Annotated in this window: 23 protein-coding genes; 6 read left to right on the top strand and 17 right to left on the bottom strand. The window is 38.1% G+C overall.

Features of this window, described 5'->3' with window-relative positions:
* Positions 1-100: 100 nt before the first annotated feature.
* The 10 genes from BQ5341_RS07695 to obgE form a co-directional block, all read right to left on the bottom strand.
* Entirely contained in the window at positions 101-526 is a 426-nt protein-coding gene (locus tag BQ5341_RS07695; RefSeq protein WP_235836387.1) for a LapA family protein, read from the bottom strand.
* A gap of 11 nt (positions 527-537) precedes the next feature.
* Positions 538-1,338 carry an SDR family NAD(P)-dependent oxidoreductase gene (locus tag BQ5341_RS07690; protein ID WP_083378643.1) on the bottom strand — a complete coding sequence of 267 codons (801 nt, stop codon included), beginning with the start codon at positions 1,336-1,338 and terminating at the stop codon, positions 538-540.
* Positions 1,335-2,264 (bottom strand): ribonuclease Z, encoded by a 930-nt coding sequence (gene rnz, locus BQ5341_RS07685; RefSeq protein WP_071131423.1) that lies wholly within the window; start codon positions 2,262-2,264, stop codon positions 1,335-1,337. Before rnz ends, BQ5341_RS07690 begins: the two co-directional genes overlap by 4 nt.
* A 66-nt stretch (positions 2,265-2,330) precedes the next feature.
* Complete coding sequence (locus tag BQ5341_RS07680; protein WP_083378642.1) at positions 2,331-3,197, bottom strand: sensor histidine kinase; 867 nt, start codon at positions 3,195-3,197, stop codon at positions 2,331-2,333.
* Positions 3,198-3,236: 39 nt separating this feature from the next.
* A complete protein-coding gene (locus BQ5341_RS10335; RefSeq protein WP_083378641.1) occupies positions 3,237-3,659 on the bottom strand; it encodes a hypothetical protein in 423 nt (140 codons plus the stop codon).
* Between the two features lies 1 nt (position 3,660).
* The gene (locus BQ5341_RS07675) at positions 3,661-4,344 is read right to left on the bottom strand and encodes a response regulator transcription factor (RefSeq protein WP_071131918.1); all 684 of its coding nucleotides are present in this window, start codon (positions 4,342-4,344) and stop codon (positions 3,661-3,663) included.
* A 109-nt stretch (positions 4,345-4,453) separates the two neighbouring features.
* A complete protein-coding gene (locus tag BQ5341_RS07670; RefSeq protein WP_071131422.1) occupies positions 4,454-6,454 on the bottom strand; it encodes a carbohydrate-binding domain-containing protein in 2,001 nt (666 codons plus the stop codon).
* A 12-nt stretch (positions 6,455-6,466) separates the two neighbouring features.
* Positions 6,467-7,150, bottom strand: coding sequence for a DUF4956 domain-containing protein (locus BQ5341_RS07665; protein WP_071131421.1), 684 nt, complete (start codon positions 7,148-7,150; stop codon positions 6,467-6,469).
* On the bottom strand, positions 7,140-7,877 hold the full coding sequence (locus BQ5341_RS07660; protein ID WP_071131420.1) for a polyphosphate polymerase domain-containing protein: 738 nt from the start codon (positions 7,875-7,877) through the stop codon (positions 7,140-7,142). Before BQ5341_RS07660 ends, BQ5341_RS07665 begins: the two co-directional genes overlap by 11 nt.
* Positions 7,878-7,989: 112 nt before the next feature.
* On the bottom strand, positions 7,990-9,300 hold the full coding sequence (obgE, locus tag BQ5341_RS07655; protein WP_071131419.1) for a GTPase ObgE: 1,311 nt from the start codon (positions 9,298-9,300) through the stop codon (positions 7,990-7,992).
* 259 nt (positions 9,301-9,559) lie between these two features.
* Between obgE and gap the strand changes: the two genes are divergently transcribed.
* Positions 9,560-10,570, top strand: a complete 1,011-nt coding sequence (gap, locus tag BQ5341_RS07650) for a type I glyceraldehyde-3-phosphate dehydrogenase (protein WP_071131418.1) — start codon at positions 9,560-9,562, stop codon at positions 10,568-10,570.
* Positions 10,571-10,896: 326 nt separating this feature from the next.
* On the opposite strand, the gene BQ5341_RS07645 is transcribed toward gap, so the two are convergent.
* Positions 10,897-11,985, bottom strand: coding sequence for a DUF871 domain-containing protein (locus BQ5341_RS07645; RefSeq protein ID WP_071131417.1), 1,089 nt, complete (start codon positions 11,983-11,985; stop codon positions 10,897-10,899).
* A 191-nt stretch (positions 11,986-12,176) separates the two neighbouring features.
* On the opposite strand from BQ5341_RS07645, the gene BQ5341_RS07640 reads away from it, so the two are divergent.
* From BQ5341_RS07640 to BQ5341_RS07625, 4 genes are all read left to right on the top strand, one after another.
* Positions 12,177-12,923, top strand: coding sequence for a peptidylprolyl isomerase (locus BQ5341_RS07640; protein WP_071131416.1), 747 nt, complete (start codon positions 12,177-12,179; stop codon positions 12,921-12,923).
* A 558-nt stretch (positions 12,924-13,481) separates the two neighbouring features.
* Positions 13,482-14,321 carry a helix-turn-helix domain-containing protein gene (locus BQ5341_RS07635; RefSeq protein ID WP_071131415.1) on the top strand — a complete coding sequence of 280 codons (840 nt, stop codon included), beginning with the start codon at positions 13,482-13,484 and terminating at the stop codon, positions 14,319-14,321.
* Between the two features lie 57 nt (positions 14,322-14,378).
* Positions 14,379-15,155: a class I SAM-dependent methyltransferase gene (locus BQ5341_RS07630; RefSeq protein WP_071131414.1), complete on the top strand. Its 777-nt coding sequence runs from the start codon at positions 14,379-14,381 to the stop codon at positions 15,153-15,155.
* Positions 15,142-15,600, top strand: a complete 459-nt coding sequence (locus BQ5341_RS07625) for a GNAT family N-acetyltransferase (protein WP_235836386.1) — start codon at positions 15,142-15,144, stop codon at positions 15,598-15,600. Before BQ5341_RS07630 ends, BQ5341_RS07625 begins: the two co-directional genes overlap by 14 nt.
* A 46-nt stretch (positions 15,601-15,646) precedes the next feature.
* Here BQ5341_RS07625 and BQ5341_RS07620 read toward each other — a convergent pair whose 3' ends face one another.
* Complete coding sequence (locus tag BQ5341_RS07620; RefSeq protein ID WP_071131413.1) at positions 15,647-16,651, bottom strand: nucleoid-associated protein; 1,005 nt, start codon at positions 16,649-16,651, stop codon at positions 15,647-15,649.
* Positions 16,652-16,854: 203 nt separating this feature from the next.
* Here BQ5341_RS07620 and BQ5341_RS07615 point away from each other — a divergent pair, with 203 nt between their 5' ends.
* The gene (locus tag BQ5341_RS07615; protein WP_071131412.1) at positions 16,855-18,141 is read left to right on the top strand and encodes an ISL3 family transposase; all 1,287 of its coding nucleotides are present in this window, start codon (positions 16,855-16,857) and stop codon (positions 18,139-18,141) included.
* Between the two features lie 109 nt (positions 18,142-18,250).
* Here BQ5341_RS07615 and BQ5341_RS07610 read toward each other — a convergent pair whose 3' ends face one another.
* From BQ5341_RS07610 to lplA, 5 genes are all read right to left on the bottom strand, one after another.
* On the bottom strand, positions 18,251-18,682 hold the full coding sequence (locus BQ5341_RS07610; protein ID WP_071131411.1) for a hypothetical protein: 432 nt from the start codon (positions 18,680-18,682) through the stop codon (positions 18,251-18,253).
* Between the two features lie 209 nt (positions 18,683-18,891).
* Positions 18,892-19,707, bottom strand: coding sequence for a MetQ/NlpA family ABC transporter substrate-binding protein (locus tag BQ5341_RS07605; RefSeq protein WP_071131410.1), 816 nt, complete (start codon positions 19,705-19,707; stop codon positions 18,892-18,894).
* An 8-nt stretch (positions 19,708-19,715) separates the two neighbouring features.
* Complete coding sequence (locus BQ5341_RS07600; protein WP_071131409.1) at positions 19,716-20,402, bottom strand: methionine ABC transporter permease; 687 nt, start codon at positions 20,400-20,402, stop codon at positions 19,716-19,718.
* A complete protein-coding gene (locus BQ5341_RS07595; protein WP_071131408.1) occupies positions 20,399-21,133 on the bottom strand; it encodes a methionine ABC transporter ATP-binding protein in 735 nt (244 codons plus the stop codon). The genes BQ5341_RS07600 and BQ5341_RS07595 overlap by 4 nt, the downstream gene beginning before the upstream one ends.
* Positions 21,126-22,154, bottom strand: a complete 1,029-nt coding sequence (gene lplA / locus BQ5341_RS07590; protein ID WP_071131407.1) for a lipoate--protein ligase — start codon at positions 22,152-22,154, stop codon at positions 21,126-21,128. The genes BQ5341_RS07595 and lplA overlap by 8 nt, the downstream gene beginning before the upstream one ends.
* Positions 22,155-22,200 lie beyond the last annotated feature (46 nt).

Raw genomic sequence — 22,200 nt, 5'->3', positions numbered from 1 at the left:
GATACTTGGCCTAAATGAATAAGCACTCGCACTCTGCCTTATTGAATGATGGTTGAAAGTATTCTTAATTCCGGCAAAAAAAAATGGCTAATGCCATTTTTTAGCCAAAATAATCAATATTTCCAGATTTAGGTAATTGTTCTTCTGTTACGGGCGCAATTGGTTGATTGGCGACTTTTAACTGTGTTTCATAATCTGCTTTTAATTCTGCTACTTGCCGTTCAAATTCTCTTTGTTGTTCTTCTTTTACTGTTGCGATTTGTTTTTCTTGTTCGGCTTGATTATTAGTAGCTGTTTGTTTCAATTTTTTTATTTGGCGATTTTTTTGTAGCAAACTAGCGGAACTGGTTAAAAAAACTACAATCGCTCCGACAAATGCGGACGCTAAAATCACTAAAATTAACGGCGCATTTAATTGGACGATGCCTAAATTTACCGGCACCGATTTAACATTGACTACTGCAAATAAAACTACTAAAAAAACCAAGATAAACCCTAAAATGACTTGCCATGAACGTTTCATCATGACCCTCCTATTTATTTTTGATTAAAAATAGATCCTGCTAATACGTCTCCTACATGGGGGAATAAAACATAAAATCTGCCAGCTGCCTCCATATACCACGGTGCATTAATTTCCCGTTTGTTCGTTAAGAAAGCATCGACAATTTTTTTAGCCAGCGCTTCAGGTTCTAGGGCGAATTGTTTTACTTTTTCAATATAATCGCCGGAAGGATCCGCTTTGGAAAAAAAAGAGGTCGTAATTGGTCCTGGACAAATGGTCAACACCTGCACGCCAAATGGTTTTAATTCTAAGCGTAGCGCATTTGAAAAACCAACAATCGCAAATTTAGTTGCGGAATAGACACTAGACTTAGGAGTGGCAATTTTTCCAGCTTGCGAGGAAAAGTTGACAATTTGACCGTGGCCGCGCGTCACCATTTTAGCCGCATAATGTTGCGTTAAATACATTAAACCTAAAACGTTAACAGCAAACATCGAGCGAACATCTTTAAAATCAATATCTAAATAATTTTCAAAAATACCAAAACCCGCCACATTGGCTAAGACATCGACTGCGCCTACTGTCCGATCTACTTTTTCAATCAGCTCATCGCAACTATCTGGATCAGAAACATCACAAGGAAAACCGTAAGCTTGTTTACCGGATAAAATTTGGCAGCGTTCAACGACATCGGCTAATAATTCTGCCCGCCGAGCACTTACTACCACAACAGCGCCGCGTTTAGCAGCTTCATAGGCAATCTGTTCGCCCATTCCTGACGATCCCCCAGTAATCAAAATTACTTTATCTGTTAAATTTTTCGTTTGATTCACTCCTTCATTGGAATTTCAAATTGATCAAAATCTTTCACAACGGTTGTATCTGGAAAAATTTCTTGCGCTTGACTTTGTAAAAGCAAAGCATCTTTTGCTAAAAATCGCGCAGAAATATGGGTTAGTAATAATTTTTTCACGCCAACGCGTTTGGCCATTTGAGCAGCTTGGACATTAGTCGAATGAAAATAAGCGCGGGCCATTTTTTCTTGGCCAAATGCAAAAGTACTTTCATGAACTAAAAGATCAGCGCCAACAGCTAATTGTTCGCCATTTTGACTAATCCGCGTGTCTCCTAAAATAGTCACAATGCGCCCTGGTCGATCTTTGCCAATATAATCAGCGCCAAAAATTTGTCTGCCATCTGGCAAATTAACGGTTTTTCCCGCTTTTAATTGACCATAAATTGGTCCGGCAGGAATTTTTTCAGCCCGCAATTTTTCCACTTGCAATTCACCGACATGGCTGGCTTCTTCCATCCGATAACCAAAACATTTTATCCCGTGATCTAATGGTGCGGCGGTGACTTTAAACGTTGCATCATCTACCACCACGCCGCCTGCCGTTAATTCTTGAAACTGCAGCGGATAAGTCAAATGAGTTCCCGTAAGTCTCAGACTAGTCTGGACATATTCTTTAATTCCTTTAGGCCCAATAATTTCTATCGGTTCAGTTCCTCCTTGAAAAGAACGAGAACTCAATAAACCCGGCAAACCAAAAATATGATCGCCATGTAAATGAGTAATAAAAATTTTTTCTATTTTTCTAGGCTTGATAGTCGTGTGCAAAATTTGCATTTGCGTCCCTTCACCACAATCAAAAAGCCAAATGGTATTGCGTTCATCTAATAATTTTAAAGCGATACTACTTACATTGCGTTGCTTGGCCGGCACCCCGGATCCCGTTCCTAAAAATTGAATCTCCATAAATCTCTACTTTCTATTGACGTTATTGTTTAATAAGCGAACTATACACTAACCATACCACATTTTTTAAAATCTTAGGGGAATTTGCCATGAAAAAATGGCCCCTTTTCCCTGATTTTTTTTAGCCACTAATTTTCCGCCGTGACTTTCAATAATCATCTTGGCAATCGACAATCCCAAACCGCTTCCTTTAGTCGTCCGAGCAGTATCTTCCCGGTAAAAGCGTTCGAAAATCTTCTCTTGATCTTTTTCATCAAAACCAACGCCGTTATCGGCAACAGACAGCTGCCAATATTTATCCGTCACTCGAGAAGTAATGACAATTTTCCCATCTGTACCAGTAAATTTCAACGCGTTATCTAATAAAATTAGCAAGACTTGTTGCATTTGTTCAGGGTCAACGAGAACTTTTTCAAAAGCCGAATTATCAATCACCAATTGTTTGCCCAAACTTGCCGCAAGCTCTGTATACGGTTCGGTAATATTTTCTAAAAAATCAGCGATATCGACTGATTTTTTTTGGCTGAAAGATTGCTTAGCGTCAAAGCGCGCCAAAAGCAATAGGTCATTAGATAATTTGGTCAGCCGGCGAATTTCACTTAAAGTAGTGGCAATGGGCTCAGAAGCTTCCACTACTGTTTTTTCTGGCGTTAAAAATAAAGCTTCCAGTTGAGATTGCATCACAGCTAGCGGCGTTCGTAATTCATGAGAAGCATTGGCGACAAAGGCTTGTTGTTTGTCCCAACTTTTCAAGACTGGTTTTAAGGCCCGATTTGTTAAGGCCAGACTTAAGAAAACCGAAACCAAAAAGGCAATCGCCATAGCAATCAGTAAAGTTATTTTAAAAGAATTCATGCTTTCTTGCAATTGATCGGTGTTAATTAATACTTGCAAATAGGCAAGTTCTGAAACTTGACTGTTGGTTTTTTCCACCGTTAATTGATGAAAATGATGCGTCGTTCCATCTTGATTTTAGACGGTGACACTCGTAATTTCATCAAGATTTTGCGGATCAAATTGAACTTGTTGCAACTCATTATACCGCACACCTAACGCTTCTTCATTTAAAATCGTTCCCGTAGCGGTGCGCAAAATCACAATTTGTTGAAAGTCCCCAGGTTTTTGATTATCAGCGGGTTTCTCTTGCGCGCTAGGTCCGAGATTAGGCATTTCTTCAGGCAAATCATTTTGTGAGTCATTTGAAAAAGAAATTTCTCTTGTTATCGTTGTTTCACTTTGGACCGCTTCATTTAGCCGCTCGTCCGTTGAGGCATATAAATTAAAATTAATTGCTTGAAAGACCAAAACACCTAATAAGGAAAAAATCAGCGCAAAAGCAAGTAAAAAACCAAAAAAAAGACGGCGCTTTTGTTTATGGATCAGTTGTTCTTCCATATTAATCACCAGATCCTGGGATAAATTGATAGCCAACATTGCGCAAAGTTTTTATCGTCCCAGAAAATCCGGCGAGTCGTAATTTTTTACGCAAATTAGACATATACACTTCCACTACTGAAAGAGTCGTTAACGATTGAAAGCCCCAGATGCGATCGAAAATCTGTTCTTTAGTTAAAATTTGTTTTTGATTTTGCATTAGATACACGAGCAAATCAAATTCTTTTCCTAATAATTCTAAACTTTCTTCTCCGACTAAAATTTGGTGCGTAACTAAATTTAATTGAAGTGTCCCCGCTACTAAATTTTTTTCTTCGGTTAATCCTTTTGTTCGTTTTAAAATAGCTTTAATTCTCAGAACAAGTTCTTCTCGGAAAAATGGCTTCGTTAAATAATCATCAGCTCCGGATTCGTACCCTGCCACTTTATCGGCTAGTTGATCTTTGGCGGTTAACAAGAGCACCGGGGTGAAAATTTGTTCTTTGCGCAATTTGGCTAAAAGACTGAGGCCGTCTAATTTAGGCAACATTAAATCTAAAATAATGACATCGTATAAATCAGTTAGCGCCTCGTCCAATCCGCTTAACCCATCATAAACGACAGTTATGTCAGCTAAATCACTTAAAAATTCTGCCACCGAAGCGGCTAATTTTTCATCATCTTCCACAACTAAAAAGCGAAACATCATAGTCCTTCCTCCTTATTATTTGGTTTTATTTTACCATGAAAAAAGCGACAGCGGCGTTAAGGAGACTCCTTTTGCCACTATCGCTTTTTTTATTTTTTTTAGCTTATTATTGTTGCATAAATCCGCCACCAGATGGCATGCCACCCATGCCAGTTGCGGTATAGGCAGAACCGTCTTGACTGATGCTATTTAAAGTATCACTTAACGTCACTTGATAATCAGTTCCGTCAATAGTGACTGTGACATCGCCTGTCGCAAGTTCACTTGTAGAAAAAACAAGTTGTTGAAATGATTTAGTTGGCGAAAATTCAGCCAAAGTTTTTCCATTTTGCGTTAAAGCAACTGATTTTGCTGTTGTGGCTTGATCGAGATAAAAAGCAAGACTGACTTGAGTGGAATCTTCCGAAACAGTCTGGGCCATGCCAGAAGATCCGGCGGCAAGCAAAGTGCCCCCGCTAATTTCAAAAGTCCCACCATAATCTAAAGTGCCATTGCCAGAATTCGTTGGACCATTAACAGTTACGGTGCCACCGGTCATGATGATGTCGCCATTACTATCCAGACCATCCCCTTGAGCATCCACCGTGAGTGTGCCGCCATTAATCGTTAAAGTTGATCCATCGTCTTCCATCATGCCACCGCCGCCTCCGCCGCCCATTTGGCCGCCAGTTGGTTGTTGTCCACTTGTAGCATCAGCATTTTCTCCAGTTGCACTCTCATCTCGGTCGGGTCTTTCAGGGGGCGTTCCTCCATTTTCAGTTGGAACTTCAGAATCGGTTGGTGCATCCCCTTCAGTTATCGCCGTCTGGTCGTCTGTTGCTGGTAAATCACTAGGCGCTTGACCTTGGGCATCTTCTGGAACAGTCTGTTCGGTATTTTCAGTCGCCCCGGTCGTTGTAGTAGTAGAGGCTGCAGCAGCATTGACTCCATCGTCACTGGCAACAATATTTACAACACCATCGTTGATGACAATATTTTCGCCTTCGATTCCTTCCACTGAATCTGTCACATCAATCGTGCCGGCATTAATCGTTAAATTCACCTCAGCATGAATACCATCATCGCCAGAAGCAATGGTAAAATCACCACCGTTCACCGTAACATCGCCATCAGAATGCAAGCCGTCATCAACGGTTGAAATTTTTATTGTACCAGAGTCGACAACTAAATTATTTCCAGCTTTTAACCCTTTTGCACTGAGAGTTTCATCGGTGGTGTCCGTAGTAATATCCACTGTTGCATTTTGAACATAAAGGGCGGTTTCGGCTTGAATACCATCCGATCCGGAATCAACGACTAAAGTTCCACCGTCAATGGCGACAAATCCTTTATCTGTTTCATCAGCATTGCTAGCTTGAATCGCATCGCCTGATGTCGTTGTTAAAGTAAAGTCCCCGTCCAAAATAGCGACTTTATCTTTTCCTTTTATAGCATTGTTGACGGCAGTTATTTGATAAGTGCCAGCAATAAAAGTTAAATCATCTTTAGACTGAATGGCATTATCGTAATTTCCTTCTACCGTGAGTTCACCACTGCCGTTAAAAGTTAAATCGGTCTTAGAATAAATCGCCGCATTAGGATCATCTGACCCGACAGCGGCATAATCAGCGCCATCAGAAATGGTATTTTCGCTATCTTTAGCTAAAGTGACAATTACTTTTTCGGCTTCAATAATATTAATAGCTGGACCCGTTTCATTAGTTAAAGTCACTCCGTCTAAAATAAAATGAACTTCTTCGGTGGTATTGACCTCAATTGTTCCGGTAAATGTACCACTAATTAAATAATTGCCGCCTTTAGTAATCGAAAGAGTTGTGCCTTTTAGACTCGCTCCGGAACCGTCAATGGTGGCCGTATCATCTGCTAAAGTAATTGTTGTATCGACTGTTGTTTCATCGTCATTGTAATCTTCTTCTTTATAATCTCCGTACAAGTCATCTTCTTTTTCTAAAGCTAAAGCCGTCATCGTCACATCACTTGTATCAACAGCTGCAGTTGTGCTGTCAGTCGTTGTGCTTGAATCTGTGGCGTCAGCTGAACTTTGACAAGCGGCTAATAAGATACTTGTACTGACTAGTAAGATTGAAATTATTTTTCTCTTTCTCATGATGGATTCCTCCTATAATTCTTCTTTTTGGGTGCCCACTCGGTTTAAAGAAATTGGCAAATTCCCGTTGCGCACCCGCAGTTCGTCGATAAATTGTTTTTGTTGGCTTAAATCTTTCAACTCAACTAAATAATTGAGTTCAAACAAACTACCCATTTCAGTTGTTTTCACTTGTTGTAATTCATTTGAGACCGTATATTTTTTTAATAGATCATCAAAAATTTCTGGAAAATCAAGATCCTCAGCTAAAGTCACTTTTAAATGTTTGTATGGACTTGGTCTCATTTTGCCAAAGTGTGACGTATTCAGTAGGAAATAAAAAACAAAAGTAACGACTGAAAATAGCGCCGCATACCCGATATAGCCCATCCCAGTAGCTAGGCCAATGCCCATCGACCAAAAAATACTAACAATTTCTTTACTGCCGCCGGGCACGGAACGAAAACGAATCAGACTAAAAGCACCTAAGACGGCTACCCCAGCTCCAAGATTGCCATTGACCAACATAATGACTAGCTGTACTAGTAATGGTAAAATGGCTAATGTCACCACAAAATTTTTCGTGTAGAAATTTTTATACATATAACTTGCTGCTACAACGCAGCCTAAGAGCAATGAGGCTCCCATAGATAATAATAAATCCACCATAGAAAAAGTAACTGTCGTGGTGGCCGTAGAAAATAAACTAGCTAGCATAATGCATCTCCTCTTTTCGTTGAATATTGTTCGTTGTACTTAAATGATGTTGATAAACATCTTTGTATTTCGAAAAAGACCCGGGATAAATTTTAGCCTGCGATAATAATTGCGAAAACCATAATGGATAAGCACCTAACGCTTTGACCTCCATTAAAATGGCAAACTCACTCGTTACTTTTTCTCCTGAGCTGCCGTGATGAAAGTCTAATTGATCGGTCCGAAAACGGATCTGATGATCAAAAGTAATTCGAAAATCTTCATCGTCAACTCCAAAAAAAGCTTCCCGATCATAAGCAATCAATACTTGCGGATACAAATGCATCCGTTCCACCAAATAATCAATTTCACTTTTCACTTGTTGATCAGATGGATCAACTGCAATTCTTTTTGGCTGTTGATTAAACGTTGCTAACTGCTGGTCTTCAATTTGCAGCCGACGTTTATAAACAATGCCGTTGACTTTTTTCTTAATTTCTAAAAATATCGGACCATTTTGTTCTTGGCAGCCATAAGAACGGACGCGAAATTTTTCTTTGTAATTCGGTTTGGCGATTGACCGTTTAATTAAAGTGAAATCACTGTCGTCATAATACAAAGACAAAATGGTATGTTTCCCGTATTGATCCATTTGCATTAGAGAAAAATGTTGTTGCAAATAGGCGTATTGTTCTTCGGTTAATAAATATTTTTTTTCTTTCCGTTGAAATCTATTTTTTAATTTCATGTTCCTCACCTCGTAATGAGCATAACGAAGCTAGCATAAATGAAGCTTAAAAAAAGACGAAACCTAGTAAAATACTAGATTTCGTCTTTTTTTGTTCATATTTAATTCAAAATTAGTCGACAAATTCAAAAACAAAATCACCAATTCGAACGAGGTCGCCATCTACAGCACCACGGGCACGTAAGGCATCATCCACCCCGAAGCTCCGCAATTGGCGAGCAAAACGGCGAACCGATTCATCGTGATCAAGATTACTCATTTTAAATAATTTTTCGATTTTCTCGCCGCCCAGAACAAATGTCCGGTCAGGATCACGAGTAATCGTAAATTCAGGTTCTTCATCTGAGAATTTATAAACGACTGTATCAGATGCATCTTCAATTTCATATAAAGGAAACTCTGGTGTGACATCTAACAGCTCCACTGTTTTTTCCAATAAAGGTTGAATCCCTGTTTTAGTAATTCCAGAAATCGGGAAAATTGGCAATGGGTCAGCAAATTCATCGCGACCAGCATTCATTTTTTCTCTAAAGGCAGCTAAATTTTCTTGGGCTTCTGGCATATCCATTTTATTAGCTACAATAATTTGCGGCCGTTCTAATAAACGCAAATTGTACGTTTCTAGTTCGGAATTAATGGTTACATAATCTTCATAGGCGTCGCGCCCTTCAGTGCCAGACATGTCAAGAACATGCCACAAAACCCGCGTCCGTTCAATATGGCGCAAAAATTGTGTCCCAAGACCGACACCTTGTGAAGCACCTTCAATTAGTCCTGGCATATCGGCGGCGACAAAACTTTGACCGTCAGTAACATTTACCATTCCTAAATTAGGTACTAGCGTTGTAAAAGGATAGGCACCAATTTTTGGACGGGCGGCTGAAATAATCGAAAGTAAAGTAGATTTACCTACAGAAGGAAAACCAACAAGACCAACATCAGCCAAAACTTTTAATTCCATTTCTAATTGACGTTCTTGTCCTGGTTCACCATTTTCAGCTACTTCAGGCGCTGGATTTTTTGGTGTTGCAAATCGTGTATTGCCACGACCGCCACGACCACCGTGAGCAATAACTAAAGTTTCCCCTTGCTCAACTAAGTCACCTAAAACTTTTCCTGTTTCGGCATCTTTGACCGTTGTTCCGGCAGGTACTTTCACATATAAATCTTCAGCTCCACGGCCGTGCATCCCTTTGTTCATTCCGTTTTGACCTGGTTGGGCTTTAAAATGACGGTTGTAACGGAAATCTAAAAGTGTCCGTAACCCTTCATCAACGATAAAAATCACATCGCCGCCACGTCCGCCATCGCCACCAGCGGGTCCGCCATCTGGAATATATTTCTCCCGACGAAAGGCTACCATGCCGTCGCCGCCTTTACCAGCTTTCACTTCGATTGTTACTTGATCTAAAAACATGGACATAAATTTTTCTCCTCATCTCAAAACACTGTTAACGTTAACCCAGCAACTTTATCATAATTTCGCACTTACTGGAACTTTTGTCTTGTTTATTGTACTTGCTAACGGGCAAAAAGTCTAATAGATTCGGCAAAGTCTTCTGGCCGAGACAAATTTTTTGACAAAAAAATGAAAATAAACGAAAATTTAGATGTAAATGGTTCCAAAATATAAAACCATTTTAAAATGTTTCGGCAAAAGCCGAACAAAGGAGGATTTTTTCATGACAGTCAAAGTAGGTATTAACGGGTTCGGCCGGATTGGGCGTCTCGCTTTTCGGCGGATTATGGAAGTTTCAGATGATATTGAAGTAGTAGCAATTAACGACCTTACTAGTCCTGTGATGTTGGCTCAACTTCTTCAATATGACTCCACACATGGTACGTATCCAGGTGAAGTTACCGCCAATGATAACAGTATCGTTGTTGACGGCAAAGAAACACGCGTTTACGCAGAACCTGATGCTAGCAAAATTCCTTGGGTAAAAGAAAACGGCGTAGATATTGTTTTAGAATGTACTGGTTTTTATACTTCTGAAGAAAAAGCGCAAGCCCATTTAAATGCTGGTGTTAAACGTGTCGTAATTTCTGCACCTGCTGGTAAAATGAAAACAGTTGTTTACAACGTGAACCATGATATTTTAGACAAAGATGATAAAATTATTTCTGCCGGCTCATGTACAACCAACTGCTTAGCACCAATGGCTTATTTCTTAAATGAAGAATTTGGCATTAAAGGCGGAACAATGACCACCGTCCATGCTTACACTTCAACACAAATGCTTTTAGATGGACCTGTTCGTGGTGGTAATTTGCGGGCTGCTCGTTCAGCTGCTGCCAATATTATCCCTCATTCAACTGGCGCTGCTAAAGCAATTGGTTTAGTTATTCCTGATTTAGTTGGCAAACTTCAAGGTCATGCGCAACGTGTCCCTGTAGTTGATGGTTCATTAACAGAATTAGTTACTGTTTTAAATGAAAAAGTGACTGCTGAACAAGTAAATGAAGTTATGAAAAAACATACCGTTGATAACCCATCATTTGGTTACAATGATCGCGAAATCGTTTCTAGCGACGTAATTGGTACAACATTTGGTTCAATTTTTGACCCAACACAAACTGAAATTACTGATGCTGGTGACGTTCAATTAGTTAAAACTGTTGCTTGGTACGATAACGAATACGGTTTTACTTGCCAAATGATTCGTTTATTAGAAACATTTGCAAATTTGTAAAATAAAATTTAAATGAATAAAGAAAAAGTCACGCCGCGGCGTGACTTTTTTGTTTTTGTTATTTTGTTAAACGTTCAAAAGACAACCTTATTTGACAGTATTTTTTGTGCAGCGATTAGGAGAATAGATAAAATTTTTAAAATCCAGAACCGGGATTTTTGAAAAATTTTCCTAATTCTCTACACCACTTATCGCACAAAAGACAACCTTATTGACGGTGTCTTTTGAACTGCTGTTGGGAAAAAGATAAAATTTTTAAAATCCAGAACCGGGATTTCGAAAAATTTTCCTATTTTCCTACACAGCAGTACGTTCAAAAGACAACCTTATGCTTCGATCATTTTGAAGTTGGACCATGGTTTTAGGAATCCTAATAAGAAAAGTTCGTCGTCGGCAACTCTTCCTACGACATTGACACGGCCGTCATTTTTCATTGGTAGTAAGGCGATTTGGGTTTCACCTTTGTATTGACCGAACTTGACATTATCAATTAAAACATCGCCGCGGGTCATATCGACTGTGTTATGCGCTGGAAATGGTTTGTCGGCGTAAATTACTCGCGTGCTTGATGAACGCAATAAATAATCGGAGCGATCGCCACGATAAGCGTGCATATTTTCAAATAAACAAATCCGTTCGTCTTCAGTGATATCTTCAGCTGGTACAACTTTCAATGAAGGATAAGCTGCATTGAAGGCTTCACTCATAGCTTGCAGTTCTTCTTCTGAAGCATAAGCATTTCCAATCGAAATATCATCAATTAAACCCGTTAACATCAAATGTTTCACTTGCGTAGCTAATTCTAATTCGCGATGTTCTTCTAATGTACATAATCCATCTTGTGTGGGCCAAGGTCCAAAAGTTGCGGCATGTGAATTAACAAAAGCCATCGTATTTAAATTATATTTGCGGAATTTCTCAGAACAATAAACAAAATGGTCATACCCTAAGCCTGAATAACGATGAGGATAAAAATTATGTGATCCTAATAGATTATTCGTATTAGGTGAATAAGACATAATGTTATCTACATAGTTGGTGCCTTGGCTCATATTGATTTCAATTTTGATGCCATAAGGGTTACGAGTCATCCGCGCTTCTTCAGCGCCGGTGAATCCAAGGTCAAGTCGCACGCCATAAGCGCCTAACTTATGGAAAAACGATAGATCATCATAAGTGATACCCAATTGTCCAAACAAATCAGGATTAATATCTACCATTACTTCCATGTCTAAGCTGTTGGCGTAATCGACAACTTTCTTAAACCCGGCCAATACTTTTTCTTGGTCATCTTTGATTTGCAACAAACTGGTAAAAACTCGTTTGAAACCATATTGATGCGCCAAATCTAAATATGCTGCATCTTTTTCAAACGTTGATCGTTCTGGATAAACTGAAATACCCAATTTTCCCATGTGTAAGCCTCCTAGTTGAATAAAACGTTTTAATTACTCTTCTATCATATCAAAAAAAATAAAAAAGGTCTAGACAGATGCCACGTATTTCCTCATCTTCACAAAAAATTCACTTCTCTTTTTGGAAAAGCTTTGTTAAGATTAATCTTGTGATTCAACTGAGTCAACATTCATTTGAAAAAGGAGTCGCTATGAAAAAAATTATTTTATTTCCATTAATGTCCGTTTTACTTTTAAGTTTAGGTGCTTGCTCGTCGTCAAACACAACTGACGGGAGCAATAACAGCGAAAGTGCCACTACTAATTCATCAACTACTACTGAAAGTACTTCTACAGTTGATTTGAATAGTCTTGCTCTTCCCCAACTTGATCTGACCGTGGCCGCTGATGAGGCGCAAGTAGAAATGGTCACTTCTAAAGGGACTATCATGTTGAAACTTTTTCCAAAATTAGCACCTAAAGCAGTTGAAAACTTCTTAACTCACGCTAAAGAAGGCTATTACGATGGCTTGACTTTCCACCGGGTGATCAATGAGTTTATGATTCAATCTGGCGATCCAGAAGGTACTGGTGCTGGCGGGGAAAGTATTTGGGGCGAGGCTTTTGAAAATGAAATCTCAAATCAATTGTATAACGTCCGCGGCGCGCTAGCCATGGCTAATGCTGGGGCTGATACTAATGGTTCACAATTTTATATTGTTCAAAATACGGACAATGTTTCTGATGGCCTTTTATACGATGATTATCCTGAAGCTATCGTTGAAGCTTATAAAAATGGTGGCGTTCCTTCCCTTGATGGCAGCTACACCGTTTTTGGGCAAGTTATTTCCGGCATGGAAACAGTGGACGCTATCGCTGAAGTAGAAACCGATGATTCTGATAAACCAACGGAAGAAGTCAAAATCGAAAAAGTCAACGTCATTAGTGAAGGAAAGTAAAAATTAACGGCCCTCACGCTAGATAAAATAAAAACTTCCGTCCATTTCAAATGGGCAGAAGTTTTTTGTTTACTCTTAGTTGCGTATTATTCTTTTAATAGCTCAGCTATTTTTCTAATAGAAAAAGCTACTGAACATTGAAATAAAACTTTTTACTAAAAAATTGTGAAGAAATCTTGATTTTTTTGCATTTTTTTTACTTTTAGTAAGTATATATTGTTATTTTCTTAAAAATATGCTATATTACTAGTGAACAATTATAGAATATTATGCCGGAACTTATCCGATTTTTTCTTAAAAAAGTGAGCTGAAATTTTTTTAGGGAAATTTTTCTAATTAAGTTTCGGAAACTTTTAACCTTGATGGAACGCTAATAGCCTATATAATTTCCATATAGGAAAAAAGTCAAAAAAACATTTTATAAATGTGAAAATCTCGTATTTTCCTCTTGCCTTTATTTGAAATATAACTATAATAATGGTTAGAGCGATTTTAACAGAGAAGTTTCTGGATCAAAGTTAGCTTACTATTAAATAATTTTATTTAGGAGGAACAAAAATGGCTTTAGTACATGGAGAAATTATTAAATCAGAACGTAAGAAAAGAAAAATGAGTCAAACGGAATTAGCTGAAGGTATTTGTAAACAAGCGACGATCAGTAATATTGAACGGAAAAACTTTTGTAAAGATATTGAAATTTTATCTAAAGTTTGCCGCCGCTTAGATTTAACTTTAGCAGAAGTTGTTCAATCCTCTCCTGAAGATTGGTTGGATGATCGTTTGGATGAAGTTGAACGGTTGGCCGCTTTGTCAAAACATGATGAAGGTCTTGAAATTTTAGAAAAAATGTCCATTGAAGGCATTCATGACAAAAAAATTATCAACCGCTACTATTATAACTTCGGGAATTGCCTACTTTTAGGGAAACATGATTTTGATTCCGCCCTATTCCATTTTAATCAAGTATTAGCCGTAACCGCTGATGAAGATGTTTATGGTATTTTGGCAAATACAGGGATCGCTGTAACGTATGAATTGAAAAAACAATACAACTTTGCAGAAATCTACTACCAAAAAGCAATTGACGGCATTGAAATTACTATGCGTCCACAACCACTGCTCTTAAATCGGGTCTTGTTTAACGCGGCGAAATTTTATAGCTTAATTGAAAAATATGCTTTTGCCGTTGAATTATGTGATCGTGGGATTGCTATTAACAAACAATATGCCTCTACTAAATTATTAGATTTTCTTCTTTATGAAAAAGCCTTCAACTTGCAAAAACTTGATGACAATCGGGCTATTGAATTTTATGAAGATGCTAAAAAAATTGCTGCCTTCAATAATAATCGCCATGTGATGGATACTGTTGACAAAGATTTAAAGAAATTAAAATAGTCTGAAAACAGAATCTGTCCACTGACGGATTCTGTTTTTTTTAGGAGGAAATGACGATTGAGTGAAATTTATGATGATCAGACCTTTTTTAAAGCATACGGCAAACTCCCCCGCAGCTTAGATGGTCTAAAAGTTGCTGGCGAATGGCCGGCATTGAAGCGCCTGATTCCTGATTTAAAAGGAAAAAAAGTGTTAGATCTCGGTTGCGGTTATGGTTGGCATTGTCAATATTTTGCCGAAAATGGCGCTGAGGTCATCGGCCTAGACGCTTCTGAAAAAATGATTGCCCAAGCTCGTCAAAAAAATAACCATCAAAACATTACTTATGTCGTAGGTTCGATGGAAAATCTCGATTTTCCATCAGAACAATTTGATTTTCCATCAGAACAATTTGATTTAGTTTTTAGTTCATTAACGATTCATTACTTGGCGGATTTTCCAAAATTGGTTCAAGATGTCCGGCGAATCCTTCGTCCTAGTGGTCAATTTTTATTTTCGGTGGAGCACCCGATCTATACTTCGAGAAAAGAGCAAGATTTTATTTACGATGCCAACGGTCAAGCCCTCTTTTTTCCGGTAGATAATTATTTTAAAACTGGCGCGCGCCAAACGCATTTTCTTGGCAGTCCCGTTGAAAAATTTCATCGGACGGTGGAAGATTTCATTGAACCGTTACTGGAAAATGGCTTTAGCTTGCGTCACTTGGTAGAACCTGTTCCTACTAGCGAAGTAATTCAACAATTTCACTGGGAAAATGAATTACGACGCCCTATGATGTTAATTATTTCCGCTGAGAAAAAAATAATGACGCCCAAAAATCATGATGAAAATTGAAATCATCACCCCACCGCTTTCTAGTGACTATTGGCAACTTTTACTTGAAGCCGATCCCAATCAAAAGTTGATTGAATCTTACTTAGGACAAGCCACCTTTTTCCAAGGAACAGTTGATGGTCACGTGGTCGCTGTTTTGGCCTTAGTTGCTAAAACGCCAAAAGTTGTTGAAATTATGAATCTTTGCGTTGATGAAAATTATCGCGAGCAACACTTCGCCCAACAAATGCTTAAAGAAGCCATTAATTGGAGTAAGGCGCGACATTTTCAGCAAATCGAAATTGCCACCGGATCGACTGGCCTGCTCCAGCTCTATCTTTATCAAAAACTTGGCTTTAGAATGTGGAAAATCGTGCCTGATTATTTTTTAACTCATTATCCAGAGCAAATTATTGAAAATGGACTCGTCTTAAAAGATCAAGTTGGTTTACGTTTAACTTTTTAAATTTTGGTAGACAAAAAGCCCGCGATAGACTCGCGGGCTTTTTTGCTTAAAATTTATTGACGACTTCATCGATATTTTTTAAAATTACTGAAATCGTTCCATCTGGATTGTTCACAAATTCAATTTTTTCTGGATCTTTGTAAATTTCTAAAGGAACAATCAGTTCAATGCCATTGGATAATTTTAGTTTTTGCTTGCCATATTTTTTTTCGGTGATTTCTTTCACCTCGGAAATAAGTGGTGCTGCTGTTTCAAATCCATAATCAGCCAAGCTTTCTTGAAAAGCATTTTGCGCCGCTGGATTGTCATGGAAAATCTTTTGGGCGATTTTTTCTGGGGCAATAGCGCCGACTTCTTGAATATTTTCTACTACTGCTTCTTTGACGGTAGCTGCGGTATCGTATTTTTCTGCTGAAAATTGGGCGCCGACTTTTTCAGCCGCTTTTTTAATCACCCGAATATTTTCTTCTAAGGAGGGCGCTGGCACGGTGCCGATTACTTGCTGAGAAAAATAATAGATTTTCTCGCCGGAAAATACATATTTTTTTTCTTGCAGTTGATAAGCTAACGTTTCTAAATTCACCGTTAAGCCTTCGTCAGCTTTTTGACTTTTGCTCCCTAAAAGTGCCTTGTGCAAAATCAATTCATTACTAATTTGCCCATCCACACTATCCAAAAAATGCGTGTAACTTTCTTGATAATTCACTTTCAAAAAAGCCCCATGTAACTTGGCATCTTCTTCATATGAAACGATAAATAAGTCGCAACTAGGCGCTTCTTCGCTTTCTTGGTACACATCGTCCCATAATTTGGTCAAAGCACCAGCACTTTCAATAAAATTTTCTGGGAGTTGCTGAAAATAATTCGTAAATGGCGCTCCCGGACTTAAAGTACCGACTTTTGTTTTTGACGAATGCAACGCACTAATTTTCTTTTCTAAAAATTCCCGCACAAAACTATTGGTCAAATCCAGCTCATTACTGGAAGTTACCACGGTTCCTGAATTGCGGTCAACAATTTCTAAAACTGCTTTTTTTAAATAAATATCCACGCTAACCCTACTTTCTTTCTATGAACAATTTATTTTAACACAAAAAAAGACTAAAAATCCGCCAGCAATTTCGGCTCTATAATTTATTGGACTGATAGAATAAAAATTCTGTCGGTCCCTATTTGTATAAAAAAACAAGAAAACATACAAATTTTCCGTTAGAATAGAATCACCATCATCACATTCTGGGGAGGAAAATTTGTATGTTCGAATTCAATGATATCAAAAAATTGCTTAGAATAAAAGACTCAAATATTGAAATTCATAGTGTTGAGGAAGAAAGGGACAAAAAAGGTGGGCATCTCGTCGTCTATGCTTCCTTAACGAATCAAGTTTCACGCTGTCCTGAGTGTGGTCAGGCAGATGAAAAAACGATTGTTAAAAATGGCGGAAAACAGTCTCGAATCCTTTTAAATTCTGCGGGCAACCAGAGGACTTATCTCAATCTCAAGAAACAAAGATATCTCTGCCGCAACTGCCATAGTTATTTTACCGCCAAAACGTACCTAGTGGATCGCTTTTGCTTTATTGCTAAACAAGTATTTTACAAGGCATTTGAGGAGCTCACTGAAAAAAATACGGCTAAAAATATTGCCAAACATTGTTTCGTTTCTAGTTCTACTTTACAAAAATCAATCGACTTATTAGGTCAGGAAATCAACATTAAAAAGAATTGGTTGCCCAAATGTTTACTATTTGATGAATTTCGTTCTTTAACCACTGACAAAGGAAAATTTGCTTTTTCTTGTATGGATGGTGATACGGGCAAACTGTTTGATATTCTTCCTAGCCGCAGAAAGAATGACCTTGTGGATTATTTTATGAGCTTCGATCGCCAGGCCCGGCACAGTGTTCGTTACGTGGTGTCGGATATGAATGCCCCGTATCTAAAAGTTGTTAAAATCTGTTTCCCTAACGCTAAGCTTATCATTGACCGATTTCATATTGTCCAGCACATGAACCGTTGCTTTGATAACCTGCGGGTCAGAGTGATGAAAAGCCTCAATCAAAACGATCCCGAACAGGCCAAACAATACCGGCAATTAAAAAAGCTCAATCGTCTTCTTTTAATGAGTCACGATAAATTAGATTTTCAAACATTTAAAAAAAGAGCCAATTTTAGTTGGAGCTACTTAACACAAACCGAAATCGTGGACCGACTTTTAACCATTTCTGAGGATCTTTCCCTGGGCTACAACTACTACCAAGATTTGATTTACGCCTTCAATCATAAGGATGGCGGCGAATTTTATCGTCTTTTAAGTGAGATGCCTGAAGAAATTCCCGCCGAACTACAAATATTAAAACGTACTTTCCGTAAACACGAAGCAGGCATTCGCCTGTCTTTAGAGAAATCCTATTCCAATGCAAAATTAGAAAATATCCACACCCATATAAAAGTCCTCAAAAGAGTCGCTTACGGGTATCGAAATTTCTCCAACATGCGCGCTCGAATCTTCTTAACCAACAACCTTATTTCTATTAAATAAAAAAACAGCCAAAGCAGAAAATAAATTCTGCCTTAACTGTTTTAAATAATCCTATCAGTCCGATTTGACATTGAGCCGCAATTTCTTGCCGAGAATTTTTAGTCTTTGCTTATTTAAAAATAGCTTTCGTAGTAATTTTCAAATCTTTTTGAATGGTCTCGATCATCTCAGACATTTGTTGATTCATCAGCTCAAAAATGGGTAAACACTTTTGATACGTTTGCGAATCAATAGGCTGATTCATTATTTTTTGGATTAATTTTACATTTTTGATGTAAGGATGCAGTTTTTTCAGCAATAAGGTGGTCATTTCCTTATCAAGAGGGTCGGTCTGCACATCACAGGCTTTGCCAACTGTTTCTACTTTACTAATTAATTTTTGGGTATTTCGTTCCATTGAACGCTGCAGAGAATCACAGAGTACCCGTTCTTGATGTTTGCTGACTTGTTCTTCTTTAATATCCTTTAGAGTTTCTGTCATTGAGACAAATGCCAAGTTAAAAATGTTCAAGTTAGATACGAGATGAAAGGCTAAATCCATAATAATTTTCCCCCTCTGCATTTATTGCTAACTTAATTCTAACGAAAATGATTTCATAAGTCAAATTACAAAGATTTCTTTATAAAAAATGACTTTAAATTGTTAAATAAGGCTTTTCCAACTTTTCAGGGCCATCCTCAGATAATATTCAAAATGGCAAAAAAAAAATCACCACCAACTCAGAATCGATTGGCAGTGATTTAAAATTTTTAAAAGGCCGGTAACAATGTATCGCCGTGTTCTGTTTCTAAATAGTCCCGCACCTCATCTGAGGTCATGACTTTTTTCAGTTCTTTGATTTTTTCAGAATCTTGATTGTCTTCTCTAGCTACTAGTGAAATGGCGAAGCGATCATCAATTGTTTTTTCTAAAAATAGCGCGTCACTTGGTTTCAAGCCGATTTTAGCAATGTACGTCGGATAATTATAAACTAACGCCACATTAGGTTCACTGTAAGCTTCCGCTAAATTTAAAAGGTCCACTGAAAGCCATTGTAAATCGTGGGGATTTTCAGTAACATCTTTAATCGTTCCTTCTGCTCCAACGCCTTCTTTTAACGTTATCAATCCTTCTTCAGCCAAAATGGCCAACGCCCGCCCTTCGTTAGAAACATCATTGGGCAATGCCACGGTGCTACCGTCTGGAATATCATTGACATCTTGATAATCTTTTGAGTAAAAACCAACTTTGGCGTTATAAATTTTAGAAATAACAGTTAAATTAGCATCTTTTTCTTGATTAAATTTTTCCATAAATGGTTGGTGTTGGGCAAAGTTTGCATCGACTTCTTTATTTTTCAATAATTCATTATATTGAATATTATCGGCCACGGTCACAAGTTCAATGGTCCAGCCATCTTTTTTGGCAACTTCGCCAGCTAATTTGACAACATCCGTCATAGGTGAAGTTTGGGAAGCGACTTTTATTGTTTTGTCGGCGGAATCTCCCGCTTTTTCTTGACTGCCACAAGCGGCCAATAAGGTAATGCTAGCTAGTGCTAATACGGTAATAAATAATTTTTTCATCTGATTTCCTACTTTCTTTTATCTAATTTAACTGCCAAATGGGTCCCTAAAAATTGTAGCGCAAAAACAAATAAAATCATGATCACAATTGCGGTATACATAATGCCATATTCATACCGTTGATAGCCGTACCTCAGCGCAAAATCCCCAATTCCACCGCCACCAACTACCCCCATAACGGTTGAATATGAAACTAGTGAAATCATCGTCGAGGTGAAACTTAAAATTAAACCCGAACGTGCTTCGACAAACAGCATTTTCCAAATAAATTTTATCGAAGTGGCCCCTAGCGAATCTGCTAAAACAAAAACTTCTGTCGGAACATCTAGTAAAACTTGCTCCACTAAGCGACTAAAAATCGCCAGGGAAACTAAACTTAAAGGAAAACTTGCTGCTAGTGGTCCAAAAGCCGATCCAAGTAAAAAACGGGTCAAAGGAATTAGCGCCACGACAAAAAGTAAAAATGGAAAAGATCGCGTCACATTAACATAAAAATTCAGCACAGCAGAAATTACACGATGCGGTTTTAGGCGATTTTTCCCTACAAAAAAAATCGCTGTACCAATGAATAAGCCGCCAATACCACCAATGACGGCGGCAATTCCCAACATTATTCCGGTTTCTTGTAAACTTTTTAAAAGTTCAGGAGCATAATAATTTAAAGTTTCAAAATAAGTATTTAAGGCGCCTTTCATGAACTCAGCCTCCTTAATGCTAGCTGGGCATAATTTTCAGCGCTGGCTTGTTCTGGTGAATTTACTACTGTCGTCTCTCCTACTTGCTGTCCATTTTCTAAAATAATGGCACGTTGGCAAATATTTTTTACGACTTCAAGTTCATGACTGACCACAATAATCGTCGGCTGAAATTTTTCGTGGACTTTTTTTAGTAAAGCTAAAATTTCTTGCGTGCTATTAGCATCAAGAGCACTGGTGGCTTCATCGGCCAATAATAATTGCGGATTTAAAACTAGCGCTCTGGCAATGGCGACTCTTTGTTTTTGCCCGCCTGAAAGTTGGATGGGATAACGTTTCGCTAGTTCTGTTAGTCCAGCAAAGGCTAAAAGTTCGGAGATTTTGTGTGGATCTTTTTTTCCTTGGAGCGATAAAGGCAGCGCGACATTTTCTTCCACCGTTAAATTATGCAATAAATTAAATTGTTGAAAAATCATTGCTGTGGCAGCTTTTTGTTGGCGTATTTCTTTTTTTGAAAAAAGGTTAGTATTTTTTCCATCTAGTAAAATATCCCCTGAAGTTGGCTTTTCCACTAAGTTTAATAATTTTAGTAAAGTTGATTTGCCCGAGCCGCTAATGCCCACCACACCAAGAATTTCTCCTTGGGTAATATTTAAAGATATATTTTTTACAGCTGAGGTAACTTCAGTTTTTTCGGTAAAAATTTTACTAACATTTCGTAATTCAATCATGTAAATCCTCACCTAAAATTTCCACCAGTTGCTCATTGGTTAAGTGGGTGAAATAATCTCCCACGTCAACTGCCTCTATCCGTTCCTTAATAGCCTGACGACTAAAAGTAGTTCCTTTTAATAATTCCGCTAGTTGTTCGACGGGCTTTTCGCCAAAGAAATCACCAAAAAATTGCATTTGTTCAATTTTTCCATGAACGATTTCTAAGCGGGCATCAATAATTCCCACTGCGGGAATCCGCCGGCGTTTTTTTATCGTAAATTCAGGAGCCGCGCCGTAAATCCATTGATCGTTGCCATAAATTTCTTCAACTAATTGAGCAATTGCTTTTTCATCATCGGCATTTAAGACGAGTTCTTTGTGGGCTGCTTTTTTTAAATCATCAACTGCTAACAAGCGCATCAGTAACGCATCACGAAACTCTTCGGTGGAAAATTTTTGGAATTCTGCTGATAAATAAGGGCGCAAATTCGTCACATGACTGCGAACTGATTTGGTTCCTTTTGAAAGAATTTTATCTTGAGCGACAGTTAAAGCTTGCGGTAAAACATCTAGATTGACATCAAACATCAACGTGCCGTGGGAAAATGTTTTACCTTCTTTTGTGTACATAGCGTTACCGGAAAATTTCTTGCCATCAATCATTAAATCATTACGCCCAGAAACATTGGCACCGACTGCCCCCATTTCTTGAATCGCTGTGACAATGGGTGCTGTAAAAGATTTAAAATCGCCAAATGTTTGATCATTTTTTTTAACTACAAAGCTAAAGCTAACATTTCCCAGATCATCATAAACCGCACCACCACCCGAAAGACGCCGCGTTAAAGTAATTCCTTGTTTTTTAACAAATTCAAGATTCATTTCCTCCAGCGGATTTTGATTGCGGCCAATAATAATACACGGCTCTTGAATATAAAAAAGCACCAGTGGTTCATCGAAATCTTTATTGTTCATCAAATATTGTTCCGTTGCTAAGTTGACTCGAATATCTCGACTAGGCAAACGATAAAAATACATTGTAACAGCCACTCCTTCTGTCTTTGTTTTCCATTTATTTATTTTC

The sequence above is a fragment of the Enterococcus timonensis genome (assembly GCF_900104595.1).
GTDB lineage: Bacteria > Bacillota > Bacilli > Lactobacillales > Enterococcaceae > Enterococcus_J > Enterococcus_J timonensis.
Note: the sequence above shows the minus strand (reverse complement) of the source record. Positions and strands in the feature narration are given on the sequence as shown.

Bases quoted from the DNA above. Each gene is read 5' to 3' on its own strand.
- gap (WP_071131418.1), top strand. From the start codon at position 9,560: ATGACAGTCAAAGTAGGTATTAACGGGTTCGGCCGGATTGGGCGTCTC.
- BQ5341_RS07615 (WP_071131412.1), top strand. From the start codon at position 16,855: ATGTTCGAATTCAATGATATCAAAAAATTGCTTAGAATAAAAGACTCA.
- BQ5341_RS07660 (WP_071131420.1), bottom strand. From the start codon at position 7,877: ATGAAATTAAAAAATAGATTTCAACGGAAAGAAAAAAAATATTTATTA.
- BQ5341_RS07640 (WP_071131416.1), top strand. From the start codon at position 12,177: ATGAAAAAAATTATTTTATTTCCATTAATGTCCGTTTTACTTTTAAGT.
- BQ5341_RS07635 (WP_071131415.1), top strand. From the start codon at position 13,482: ATGGCTTTAGTACATGGAGAAATTATTAAATCAGAACGTAAGAAAAGA.
- BQ5341_RS07605 (WP_071131410.1), bottom strand. From the start codon at position 19,707: ATGAAAAAATTATTTATTACCGTATTAGCACTAGCTAGCATTACCTTA.
- rnz (WP_071131423.1), bottom strand. From the start codon at position 2,264: ATGGAGATTCAATTTTTAGGAACGGGATCCGGGGTGCCGGCCAAGCAA.
- BQ5341_RS07610 (WP_071131411.1), bottom strand. From the start codon at position 18,682: ATGGATTTAGCCTTTCATCTCGTATCTAACTTGAACATTTTTAACTTG.
- lplA (WP_071131407.1), bottom strand. From the start codon at position 22,154: ATGTATTTTTATCGTTTGCCTAGTCGAGATATTCGAGTCAACTTAGCA.
- BQ5341_RS07665 (WP_071131421.1), bottom strand. From the start codon at position 7,150: ATGCTAGCTAGTTTATTTTCTACGGCCACCACGACAGTTACTTTTTCT.
- BQ5341_RS07695 (WP_235836387.1), bottom strand. From the start codon at position 526: ATGATGAAACGTTCATGGCAAGTCATTTTAGGGTTTATCTTGGTTTTT.
- BQ5341_RS07645 (WP_071131417.1), bottom strand. From the start codon at position 11,985: ATGGGAAAATTGGGTATTTCAGTTTATCCAGAACGATCAACGTTTGAA.
- obgE (WP_071131419.1), bottom strand. From the start codon at position 9,300: ATGTCCATGTTTTTAGATCAAGTAACAATCGAAGTGAAAGCTGGTAAA.
- BQ5341_RS07675 (WP_071131918.1), bottom strand. From the start codon at position 4,344: ATGTTTCGCTTTTTAGTTGTGGAAGATGATGAAAAATTAGCCGCTTCG.
- BQ5341_RS07670 (WP_071131422.1), bottom strand. From the start codon at position 6,454: ATGAGAAAGAGAAAAATAATTTCAATCTTACTAGTCAGTACAAGTATC.
- BQ5341_RS07595 (WP_071131408.1), bottom strand. From the start codon at position 21,133: ATGATTGAATTACGAAATGTTAGTAAAATTTTTACCGAAAAAACTGAA.
- BQ5341_RS07600 (WP_071131409.1), bottom strand. From the start codon at position 20,402: ATGAAAGGCGCCTTAAATACTTATTTTGAAACTTTAAATTATTATGCT.
- BQ5341_RS07625 (WP_235836386.1), top strand. From the start codon at position 15,142: ATGATGAAAATTGAAATCATCACCCCACCGCTTTCTAGTGACTATTGG.
- BQ5341_RS10335 (WP_083378641.1), bottom strand. From the start codon at position 3,659: ATGGAAGAACAACTGATCCATAAACAAAAGCGCCGTCTTTTTTTTGGT.